Raw genomic sequence first — 10,811 nt, 5'->3', positions numbered from 1 at the left:
GTGGTGACCTTGCCGGGAAGCGCGGCCGAGCCCACGAGGTAGCGGAAGTTGGTCTTCGTGAGGTCGGCGATCTTGCCGCTCGCCGCCTTGCCCTGGATGTCGATGACCACGGTGTCGCCCATGCGCGGCGTGCTCACGCCCAGCGCCGGCTGCAGGGTGCCGTGGCCTGCCACGAGCTGGGCCACGTTCTGGTCGACCTCGGCCTCGCTCACGTGCGGGGCCTTGACCGGGCCCAGCGGGTAAGGCTCGGCCGAGGCGATGTCTGCCTGCGGCATCACGAACACCGACAGCTCGAGCTCGTTGCCCCAGGCGCTTTCGACCTTAGGCACGAACAGGGGCACGACGCCCTCGCGCTCGAGCGCCTCGTCGACCTCGGGCGCGGCGCCCGGGTCATCGAGGTTGATGACGTCGCTCACGTCGTGGTCGAACGAAACCTTCCAGCTCTCGAAGCCGGCGTCGGCGGGCTTCCTGTCGATGGTCGTAACCCCCATGCAAAACTCCTTGCAAAGACAAGCGCCCCGAATGCCCGATCGGCACCCGGGGCGCGCGAACTAACGCGAACCCTAGTACTCAGCGAGACGGTCGGCGAACTTGTCGAGCAGCTTCTGGTTGAACTCGGGGCCGCCGTCGACGTTGGCGCTCATGAACACGGGCGGGGTCACGCCGCGCTCGAGCAGGATGTCGAGCGACTCCATGATGGCGCAGTCGAGCAGCATGCAACCGGTGTAGAGCGAGGTGCCGCCCACCTTGGTGTCGAGTCCCTCGACGTCGATGCAGGCGTCACCAAACGAGCTCTTGTTGTCGAGCACGACGTCGCCAAACTCATAAAGGAGCTTGCCGTCGGCGCGACGGGAGGTGCCGGCCTTGGAGACCTCGAGCGCGGTGACGACGATCGTCTTGACGCCCTTCTTCTGAGCGAGCTCGGCGATGTCGATGCCCAGGGGGTTGCGGCCCGAGTTGGAGATGACCACGAGGCAGTCCTGCGGGCGCAGGTCGAGCTTGTGCATGAACTGCTCGCCCGTGCCGTTGAGCATCTCGTAGATGCCGTTGGACGGCTCGCGGATGATGCGGGTCTGGATGTAGCCACCAGCGCGGCCGCAGATCTCGAGGGCGTTGCCAAACGAGTGGCCCGAGCCAAAGGCGCGGATGATGCCGCCGCGCTCGATGGTGTCGGCAAAGATGGTCGCGGCCTCGTGGATGGCGTCCTCCTGGCCGTCGGTGACCTCATCGATGCGCTTGATGATCTCTGCCTTGAAACGCTCGGCGGTCTTGTTCATGCAAGTCCTCCCCTTCTTTGGGTCTTTGCGAACACGATGCATACGCTGGGTTTTGAGCCCATGCGTGCCAGACCGCCCGCCTGGCACGCATGGACTGGCTCGCCCCGGGTCGCCGGGAGGAGCCCGCCCTCAAAAAGAGGGATCGGGTGCGTTGGCGCCCGACCCCTCTCGACTGGGCCCTACTTCAGGAAGTCCGTGAGGTGGGCCACCGGGTCCTGCGGAACGAGCTGCGTGGTGATCTCGATGCCGCGGGCCAGCAGGTCACGGAACTGCTGCTCCTGCTCGTCGGTGACGTTAACGTACTTCTTGACGACGTGCGTATCGTCCTTGCCGCCCATGTTGCCGATGTTGATCGTCTTGATGGGCAGGCCAAGGTCGATGAGGCGAATGATGTCAGCGGGCGAGTTCACGATAAGGAACACGCGCTGGCCGGCATACTTGCCCTCGAGAATCTGCTTGGCAGCACGCTCGACCGGAATGATCGAGGTCTTGATGCCAGCAGGGGCCGCCATCCTCAGAACCGACTTGCGCATGTCATCGGCAGCCACCTGATCGTTGGCAACCATAATGCGCGTGAGCTTGAGCGAGTTCGACCAATAGGCCACGACCTGCCCGTGAATCAGTCGGTCATCAATGCGGATCGCAACAATGCCGGGCATGCCCTCGAATTCGTCAGCCATAGTGCTACCTCCTCAGATTAGGGTCTACTTAGCCAGGATACCGGTGCAGCCAAGCAGCAGACCAACAACGATGACGATGAGAATCGCCTTGTTGGAAGTCATACCCTTCTTGGAGAGCAGCCAATACACGAGAGCGGTGCCGCACAGGGGAAGCAGGGACGGCATGATGCCATCGAGCAGGTCCTGGACGGGCTGCGAGACGTCACCAAAGGTGAACGTGCCGGGCGCGTGGATCGAGACGACGGAGCACACGAGGGCGCCAACGACGACAAGGCCCAGGATGGAGGCGGCGTCGGTGATGGGCTTCATGTTCTCGGCGATCGTGCCGACCGCGGACTGGCCCTGCGTGTAGCCGATCTTGAACAGGAACCAACGGATGATGGTCGTCACAACGCCCATGGCAATCCAGATGAAGCAGCCCACGGGGTTGCCGTCGAGAGCCATGTAGGCGGCGATGGCGCCAAAGATCGTCGGGATGACGACGCCGAAGATGGAGTCGCCCACGCCAGCGAACGGGCCCATGAGGCCGGTCTTGATGCCGCTGACGGCCTCCATGCCGTCGAGCTTGAGCTCGGGCTCAATGGCGCAGTCAATGCCGAGGATGATGAAGGCCATGTCGGGCGTCGTGTTGAAGAACTGAAGGTGGTTCTTCACGGCAACCTGCAGGTCGTCCTCGTTGGTGTAGATCTCCTTCAGGGCGGGCATCATGGCGTAGCAGTAGCCCGAGCCCTGCATCTTCTCGTAGTTCCAACCGATCTGGCCCCAGAAGTACCAGCGCCAGAAGACCTTGTTGAGCGTCTTCTGCGAAAGAGCGGTGTTACTCGTCGTCATCGATGGTCCCTCCCTCGGTGCTAGCAGCCACAGCGGCAACGGCCGGCTTCTGCTGAGTGAACTCGTAGTACTTCACGGCAGCGAAGGCGAGGCCCACGAGAGCAACGCCCAGCATGGGGACGTTGAGGTAGGCGGCAAGCACGAAGCCGAGAAGGGCGTACGGCCAGAAGCGGTTGAGCGGCATGAAGTGAAGCAGGATGGCGATACCGACAGCGGGGAGCATGCCGGAGACGCACTTGAAGCCGTTGAGCAGCCACTCGGGAGCGGCGGCGGCGAGGCTGGCGACGACGTCCTGGCCAAGGGCGAGGCACAGGAAGACGGGGATGGCGCGGGAGAGGCACCAGGGAATCGTGCCCAGCAGGCAGCCGAGCTCGACCTTGCGCCAGTTCTTCTCCTCAGCACCGGCATCGGCCATGTTCTGGAACGCGGTGTTGCAGAAGCGGCCGAGAATGTCGCACTGAACGAGCAGCAGGCCCACGGGCACGGCGACGGCAAGACCGATCTCGGTCGAGCCGGTCGTGACGGCGAAGGCGGTGCCGATCAGGGCGCCGGACATGTAGTCGGGGATCGACGAGCCACCATAGGCGCCAACGCCGAGGACCATGAGCTGAAGCGTACCGCCGATGAAGAGGCCCGTGGCCACATCACCCATGACGGCGCCTGCGAACAGGCCAGCGATAACCGGCTTCGACAGGTAGAAGTTCGGTCCCAGCATCTCCCAGGTGACAAACGCCGCGTACACAGTAAGAGCTATGATCTGCGGAAAGCCCATTCCAATTCACCCTCTCTTCTCTTTCTCGGGATCACCCGATCCCTGGCGCCAACCACCTCCCAGGTTGGGTGGCGCCTGTTTACCTACGCGCCCCACGCCGGAGGCGCGTGGGCAGACCCGGGCCCTTGGGTCCACGAGTTAGTATATGAACTCTGTCAACGATTCGTGTATCGCTTCTGTAACCGTTTCAATTCTGGGCGTGAACGGTCGTATTACATAAAGCAGGCGGCCTCCAAAACTACGTTGAAGGCCGCCTGAAACGTTGTTTGAAATTCTAGCTAGATGCCGGGTTTAGTACTCCGGGGCACCCAGCGACTCGCCCGCGAGGTAGGTCTCGCGCAGGTTGAGCTCATGGTCGAAGACCACGAAGTCGGCGTCGCGACCCGGCTTGATGGAGCCGCAGCGCGCGTCGATGCGCGCGGAGCGGGCGGCGACCTCGGTGGCCATGCGGATGGCCTCGTCGGCGCTCGCGATACCCCAGTCGACCACGTTCTTGACACCGCGGGCGAGGGTGAGCACCGAGCCGGCGATATTTCCGATGGAGCCGTCCTCGTTCTCGAGGTAGCACAGGCCGTCCTTCATGACGACGGGCAGGCCTCCGCTCATGTAGTGGCCCTCGGGCATGCCGCCGCAGCCCAGGCAGTCGGTGATGAGAACGCTGTGCTGCCAGCCCTTGGCGCGCACGAGTGCCTTGATGGCGGCAGGCTGCACGTGCTTGCCGTCGCAGATGACCTCGGCATAGGTCTCGGGCGTGGCCATGGCACAGCCCAGGGTGCCCGGCTCGCGGTGGTGCAGGCCGCGCATGCCGTTGTAGGTGTGCACGAAGCAAGTGGCGCCGGCGTTCACCGCGGCGAGCGCCTCCTCATAGGTGGCATCGGAGTGGCCAATCGAGGTGACGACGCCCTCGGCGTCGAGCGCGGCGATGTAGGCCTCGGAGCCCTCGCGCTCGGGGGCAAGGGCGCTCTTGACGATGCGGCCACCCGCGGCATTCTGCCACTTAGCGAAGACCTCGTAGGAGGGGTCGATGAGGTAGGCAGGGTTCTGGGCGCCCACGTGTTTCATCGTGAAGAAGGGGCCCTCAAGGTAGATGCCCTGAATGTGGGCGCCACGGAAGTCTGCGCCGCGCGTGTCGTCAGCCCTGGCGATGGCAGCGCAGCACTCGCCGATGTGCTCGACGCCGTCGGTGAAGGTCGTGGGAACCCACGACGTGGTGCCGCAGCGGGCAAGCGCCTCGCTCGAGGCGTTGATGCCGGCGGCGTCAGCGTCGATCGTGGCGTGATTGTAGAAGCCATGGATGTGGGTGTCGACCATGCCGGGGGCAATCAAGCTGCCCGTGTAGTCGCGCACCTCGACGCCCTCGGGCGCCTGCGCGCTCCAGGTGCCAAAGACCCCGTCGCTCACGGCGAGGTACCCGCCATCGACCGAGGAGCCCGGCAGGAAGAACCTGTCTGCCTTGATTGCGTACGTAGCCATGCCCGTCCCTTCTCGCATGCGCGAATGAGGTTGCCGCCGGCCTAGGTGCCCGCGGCCCGCCGTATCGAAACGTTCGCCGAAGGAGCACATTTCTCTCAAATGCCCCTTCTTTATACTCAATATAGTATGTTGGTCGCTGCCCCGCGCCCGCGCAACCGCTGGCCCGTGGGCGGCTTTCCGCAAACGGTGATATGCATGAAGACCCCCAAGTACGCCTTGATTAAGGAAGACCTCCGCCGCGAGATCGAGAGCAAGAAGTTTGAGAACGGCCAGCGCTTCTACAGCGAGTCCGAGCTCATCGAGCGCTACGGCGTGAGCTCCATCACCATCGTGCGCGCGTTGCGCGAGCTCGTGAACATGGGCTACCTCGTGCGCAGCCAGGGCAAGGGGACCTTCGTCTCGCGCACCCGCAAGCGTAGGCTCGTGGAACTCACGGACATGGAGCCGTGGGAGGGGGCCACGAACGCCGAGACCGTGCGCGTGGTGTCGATGGAGCCCGGTGACGACCCCGAGGTTCGCAAGATGATGCACCTGGCCCCCGGCGAGGGCTACCACAAGATCGTGCGCGTGCGCAGCAGCGGAGACGTGCCGGTGATGCTGCAGCGCTCCTACATCCCCAGCCGCCTCGTGCGCGGCGACCTCGACCCCAGCGAATACGTCTCGGTCTACAGCCGCGTGCGCGAGGACTTCAACATCTCACTGAACGACGAGCAGGCCACTGAGGTCGACGACGTGGTCTTCCCCGCGCCACCCGAGGCCGCCGAGGTGCTGGGCTACACCGAGCCCACGCCCGTGGTGCGCGAGCACAAGCAGACGGTGCTGGCCACCGGCGAGGTAGTCGAGGACGCCCTGTCCTACCTGCGCTGGGACTACTTCCGCCTGGGCTTCACCTCGCTCGACCGCGGCAACACGCTGAGGGACTAGGCACCCCTGGCGCCACGGCGAGCGGCGGAGCGGGCGGGACGCTTAGCGCGTTAGCTGCGAACTAGGCACCCTTGGCGCAGCGGTGGGCGGCGGAGCGGGCCGGATGGGCGCGCCACGTCATCAACGTTTCGCCAGATGCGCCCATGGAACGCTTTGGCTCGCTGGCGGATGCGATGCCGCGCATCGCCGGCCAACTCGCTATAACGAGACCAGGCCGCACGCGGCCCCATCCATTGGCCCTGCGCCACCCGGCGACGACGAAGGAGCGAACATGCTGAACGGAATCCCCAAGAACGTCTCCCCCGACCTGCTCAAGGTCCTCATGGAGATGGGCCACGGCGACGAGATCGTCCTGTCCGACGGCAACTACCCCGCCACCTCGAGCGGCAACCTGCTCGTTCGCTGCATTGGCCTGGGCGTACCCGAGATCCTCGACTCGATCCTCACGCTCATGCCGCTCGACGACTACGTCGAGAGCCCCGTCGCGATGATGGAGTCGCCCACGCCCGACGAGCCGCCCATCTGGGCCACCTACCGCGAGATCATCGCCAAGCACTGCGGCGACGTGAAGATCACGCACATGGAGCACGACGCCTTCATCGAGCGCGCCCGCAAGACCTACGCAATCGTGGCGACCTCCGAGGAGGCCACCTACGCCAACATCCTGCTGCGCAAGGGCGTCGTGAAGTAGCGCTCGAGCAGCACGGCGAGTCCGAGAAGCACCAACGGTGCGAGAAACGCAGAGGGAGTCGCAGGCACAGGCCCGCGGCTCCCTCTTTGCGCATGCAGTCGGTCGGTGGCATCACTCACGACCAGCCATCGTCACCCACTCGCCAACAACCGCAAATTCCTAGGAAAACGCCGTTATCCGCATTTAACGGATAGCGATAACGTCATTTTCCTAGGAATCTGTGAAGGGAGCAGACAAGCGGGCGCCGGGGCCCTAGCGCGTGAACGGGAACTCGCCACGGGCAAGGGCCAGTACCGCGTCGGCCACGGCCTCGTCGGCGCACGGGCCAATGTGCCAGCGGGCGGCGGCCGCAGCGGCGGGCGTCGCGTTCGCCACGGCCACGGAGTTCTTCACGGCCTCGAGCATCGTCAGGTCGTTCTCGGCATCGCCAAAGACAAAGACGTCGTCCTCAGAGATACCCAGGTAGTCGCGCAGGTAGAGGGCGGCAGCGCCCTTGTTCCAGCCCGCCGGCATGATGTTGGTGAAGCCTACCTGCGGCACGTCGAAGTCAAGCTCGCCCACCTCGGCAGAAAGCGTGTGTGCAAGCTCGTAGGTGGCGTCAAGGTCGCCCGCCACGAAGGCGTTGACCTTCACCACGTCGTGGGCGGGCAGCTCGGACGACGTGCAGATCTTGCCGTAGGAGGGAAACGCCACGAGCAGGTCTTCGCGCGTGCCGCGGCACAGCATCGGCTGGGCGTCCTCGAAGTAGACGAGGCCAGCATGCTCGACGCCCTCCACGACCTGCGCCATGCGGGCCACGAGCTCGGCGGGAATCATCTTCTCGAGGATCTTCTCGCCCGCGTGGTAGACCTGCAGGCCGTTGGTGGCGATGCAGGTCGAGACGCACGCGTCGTCGTTGTCGAACAGGATCTTTGCCCATGATGCGGAGCGACCCGTGCAGGGACCCACGGCATGCCCCGCCGCCACGGCCGCGCACAGGGCGGCACGCGTACGCTCGGGCACGACCTGCTCGCCAAACGGCAGGACGGTGCGGTCGATGTCGGTGAGGATGAGCCTCATGGGTGCCTCCTAGACAAAGAAGGCCGCGCCCCACGCCGGGACGCGGCCACGAATGCGTTCGGGCTACAGCGACTCGATGACCTTGACCACCTCGTCGACGTACTTCTCGCAGATGGCGGGCGTCGCGGCCTCGACCATCACGCGAACCAGCGGCTCGGTGCCGCTCGCGCGAACCAGCGCGCGGCCCTCGCCCTCGAGCGCCGTCTCGACGCCGGCCACGGCGGCCTTGACGCGCTCGTCGGCCATGACGGTCTCCTTGTCGGCCACCACGACGTTCTTGAGCAGCTGCGGATAGATCGTGACCGGCTCGCAGAGCTCGGAGAGGGTCTTCTTCTGGCCCAGCATCGCCTCGATGATGCGCAGGCTCGTGTTGATGCCGTCGCCGGTGTTGCTGTACTTGGAGAAGATCACGTGGCCGCTTTGCTCGCCGCCCAGCGAATAGCCATTCTCGACCATGCAGGCCGAGACGTACTTGTCGCCCACGGCGGTCTGCTCGTACTTGAGACCGGCGCGCTCGAGAGCCTTGTACAGGCCCAGGTTGCTCATGACCGTGGTGACCACGGTGTCGCCCTTGAGCTGGCCGATCTTGTGCAGGTAGGTGCCGCAGGCGTACATGATGAGGTCGCCATCGACCACGTTGCCGTGCTCGTCGACCGCGATGCAGCGGTCCGCGTCTCCGTCGAAGGCAAAGCCCACGTCGAGGCCCTTCTCGCTCACGAGGTTCTGGAGCTGCTCGATGTGGGTCGAGCCGCAGCCACGGTTGATGTTGAAGCCGTTGGGCTCGTTGGACACCACGTAGGTCTTGGCACCCAGCGCGTCGAACACGCCCTTGGCAATGGGGGTCGACGAGCCGTTGGCGCAATCGAGGCCGATGCGCATGCCGTGCATCGAGAAGCTCGCCGAGGAGATGAGGAAGCCGATGTAGCGGTTGCGGCCCTCGACATAGTCAATCGTACGGCCGATGTCCTCGCCCGTGGCAAGAGGCACGTCCATCTTGCCGTCGATGTAGTCCTCGACCATCTCGAGGACCTCGGGCTCCATCTTGTAGCCGCCCGAGTTAATGAGCTTGATGCCGTTGTCGGTATAGGGGTTGTGGCTGGCCGTGATCATGATGCCGCAGTCGAAGTCCTCGCTGCGCACGACGTAGCTCACCGACGGGGTGGTGGTGACATGGAGCAGGTAGGCGTCGGCACCGGAGGCCACGAGGCCCGCGCCCAGCGCGTACTCGAACATGTAGCTGGAGCGACGCGTGTCCTTGCCGATGACGACCTTGGCCTTGCGGCCCTCGCGCAGGCCATAGTACCAGCCCACGAAACGGCCGATGGCGAAGGCGTGGTCAACCGTGAGGCCCTCGTTGGCGCGGCCCCTGAAGCCGTCGGTTCCGAAGTACTTCATGAAGTTCTCCTCAGTCTTGTGCGAGCAGCGTCGGGGATGACGCATCAGGGCGCGTCCGGGACACGCCGAGAAGTCCTAATAATTATGCAACTCATGGCACGGCGCTCCCCCGCCCTGACAGAAAACGCAGAGCCTGAGGTGCGGGCGGGCGTCATGTTTTTTTTTGGAACGAGAAGGACGGACGCGAAGGTCTGGCTTGGGTGAGGTGGGACGGTCGCGCGGGTCCGGGCCCGCGGCCGTCGCCCCACCCCGCAGGCCCGCGTAGCGAGTACACTCGACTCATCCAACCACCAAGGAGGAGACCATGCCCACCATCGAAGAGGACCTGCGCAAGCTTGACTCTCTGCAGGCTCACCTGTTTGCCCACCGCCACGCCACGACCTCGATCATGTTCGCGGGCGAGACCTGCGACCCCGGGGAAGCCGCAAGTCCGCGCGCCGAGGCACTGGCCACCCTCGAGGAGGAGGTCCACGAGCTTCTGTGCTGCGAGAAGACCGGCCAGGTGCTCGACCGCTTGGGCCAGGCTGCGGCGGCAGGCGAGCTCGACGAGACCCGCACCGCGCAGGTGCGCGTGCTCGCGCGCGAGCGATCCGAGCGCGTCGACGTGCCCGCAGACGTCCAGGCCGGCTTCGCGAAGCTGTGCTGCGAGGCCCAAAACGTCTGGACCCGCGCCAAGGGCGCCAACGACTGGGCGAGCTTTGCGCCCTGCCTCGACCAGATGGTGAGCTCCATGCGCACCATCGCCAAGCTGCGCGCGCCCGCGGCAGACCCCTACGACACCTGGCTCGACGCCTACGAGCGCGGCACCTCCCGCGCCTTCTACAACCGGTTCTTTGCCGAGGTCAAGAACTGCGTCGTGCCGCTCGTGGCCGCCATTCGCGAGCGCGGCTGGCAGCCCAGCCGCGGCTGCATCGAGGGCACGTTCGACCACGACACCCAGATGGAGCTCGCACGCGACCTGCTCCGCGTCGAGGGCCTGCGCGCCAGCGCCCTCACCCTGTCGGAGACCGAGCACCCCTTCACCGACTCGGTCTGCAGCCGCCACGCCTACATCGCCACGCACGTCTACGAGGACGACGTCATCAGCAACGTCTACTCGATGCTCCACGAGGGCGGCCACGCGATGTACGAGCAGAACATCGACCCTGCCTACGACCGCACAATCTTGAACGGTGGCGTCTCGAGCGGCGTGCACGAGAGCCAGAGCCGCTTCTTCGAGAACTACGTGGGCCGCTCCGAGGCCTTTGCGCCCGTGCTTCTCGACACCCTGTGCCGCCACTTCCCGGGCCGCTTCGACGGCGTGAGCGCGCGTGACCTCTACCTCGCCACGAACCGCGCCGAGCCGGGCCTCGTGCGCACCGAGGCCGACGAGCTCACCTACCCGCTCCACATTATCATTCGCTACGAGATCGAGCAGCTGCTCTTCGACGGCAAGGCCACCGCGGCCGACGTCCCCGCCCTGTGGAACGAGCGCTACCGCAGCTATCTGGGCCTCGAGGTGCCGAGCGACACCCTGGGGTGCCTACAGGATGTCCACTGGTCCTGTGGTGATATGGGCTACTTCCCCACCTACGCGCTGGGCGGCGCCTATGGCGCGCAGCTGCTCGACGCCATGCGCGCGAGCGGCGTCGACTTCGAGGGTGCGTGCGCGAGCGGCGACCTCGAGCCCAGACGCGCGTGGCTGCGCGACCGTGTCTGGCGCCACGGTC

Annotated in this window: 11 protein-coding genes; 3 read left to right on the top strand and 8 right to left on the bottom strand. The window is 65.3% G+C overall.

Features of this window, described 5'->3' with window-relative positions:
- The 6 genes from AC1VTH_RS03745 to nagA all read right to left on the bottom strand — a co-directional run.
- A partial coding sequence (locus tag AC1VTH_RS03745; RefSeq protein WP_481334757.1) for a hypothetical protein occupies nucleotides 1-491 on the bottom strand: 491 nt, incomplete at its 3' end.
- Between the two features lie 72 nt (nucleotides 492-563).
- The gene (locus AC1VTH_RS03740) at nucleotides 564-1,277 is read right to left on the bottom strand and encodes a sugar isomerase domain-containing protein (protein ID WP_195449194.1); all 714 of its coding nucleotides are present in this window, start codon (nucleotides 1,275-1,277) and stop codon (nucleotides 564-566) included.
- Nucleotides 1,278-1,456: 179 nt separating this feature from the next.
- Nucleotides 1,457-1,957: a PTS sugar transporter subunit IIB gene (locus AC1VTH_RS03735; RefSeq protein ID WP_481334756.1), complete on the bottom strand. Its 501-nt coding sequence runs from the start codon at nucleotides 1,955-1,957 to the stop codon at nucleotides 1,457-1,459.
- 24 nt (nucleotides 1,958-1,981) lie between these two features.
- Nucleotides 1,982-2,788 carry a PTS system mannose/fructose/sorbose family transporter subunit IID gene (locus tag AC1VTH_RS03730; RefSeq protein WP_481334754.1) on the bottom strand — a complete coding sequence of 269 codons (807 nt, stop codon included), beginning with the start codon at nucleotides 2,786-2,788 and terminating at the stop codon, nucleotides 1,982-1,984.
- A complete protein-coding gene (locus AC1VTH_RS03725) occupies nucleotides 2,775-3,560 on the bottom strand; it encodes a PTS mannose/fructose/sorbose/N-acetylgalactosamine transporter subunit IIC (RefSeq protein ID WP_481334753.1) in 786 nt (261 codons plus the stop codon). Before AC1VTH_RS03725 ends, AC1VTH_RS03730 begins: the two co-directional genes overlap by 14 nt.
- 291 nt (nucleotides 3,561-3,851) lie before the next feature.
- Complete coding sequence (gene nagA / locus AC1VTH_RS03720; RefSeq protein WP_481334752.1) at nucleotides 3,852-5,033, bottom strand: N-acetylglucosamine-6-phosphate deacetylase; 1,182 nt, start codon at nucleotides 5,031-5,033, stop codon at nucleotides 3,852-3,854.
- 195 nt (nucleotides 5,034-5,228) lie between these two features.
- Here nagA and AC1VTH_RS03715 point away from each other — a divergent pair, with 195 nt between their 5' ends.
- Together AC1VTH_RS03715 and AC1VTH_RS03710 are read left to right on the top strand one after the other, a co-directional pair.
- Nucleotides 5,229-5,957 (top strand): GntR family transcriptional regulator, encoded by a 729-nt coding sequence (locus AC1VTH_RS03715; protein WP_481334750.1) that lies wholly within the window; start codon nucleotides 5,229-5,231, stop codon nucleotides 5,955-5,957.
- 271 nt (nucleotides 5,958-6,228) lie between these two features.
- Nucleotides 6,229-6,648: an RbsD/FucU family protein gene (locus tag AC1VTH_RS03710; RefSeq protein ID WP_481334749.1), complete on the top strand. Its 420-nt coding sequence runs from the start codon at nucleotides 6,229-6,231 to the stop codon at nucleotides 6,646-6,648.
- Between the two features lie 252 nt (nucleotides 6,649-6,900).
- On the opposite strand, the gene AC1VTH_RS03705 is transcribed toward AC1VTH_RS03710, so the two are convergent.
- Together AC1VTH_RS03705 and glmM are read right to left on the bottom strand one after the other, a co-directional pair.
- On the bottom strand, nucleotides 6,901-7,707 hold the full coding sequence (locus tag AC1VTH_RS03705; RefSeq protein WP_481334748.1) for an HAD-IIB family hydrolase: 807 nt from the start codon (nucleotides 7,705-7,707) through the stop codon (nucleotides 6,901-6,903).
- A 63-nt stretch (nucleotides 7,708-7,770) separates the two neighbouring features.
- Nucleotides 7,771-9,102, bottom strand: coding sequence for a phosphoglucosamine mutase (glmM, locus tag AC1VTH_RS03700; RefSeq protein WP_293826282.1), 1,332 nt, complete (start codon nucleotides 9,100-9,102; stop codon nucleotides 7,771-7,773).
- Nucleotides 9,103-9,406: 304 nt separating this feature from the next.
- Between glmM and AC1VTH_RS03695 the strand changes: the two genes are divergently transcribed.
- Nucleotides 9,407-10,811 (top strand): carboxypeptidase M32 (locus tag AC1VTH_RS03695; RefSeq protein ID WP_481334747.1); only part of this gene is annotated, 1,405 nt, incomplete at its 3' end.

It is taken from the genome of Parolsenella sp., from assembly GCF_982402205.1.
This window is presented reverse-complemented; position numbering and strand designations above follow the sequence as displayed.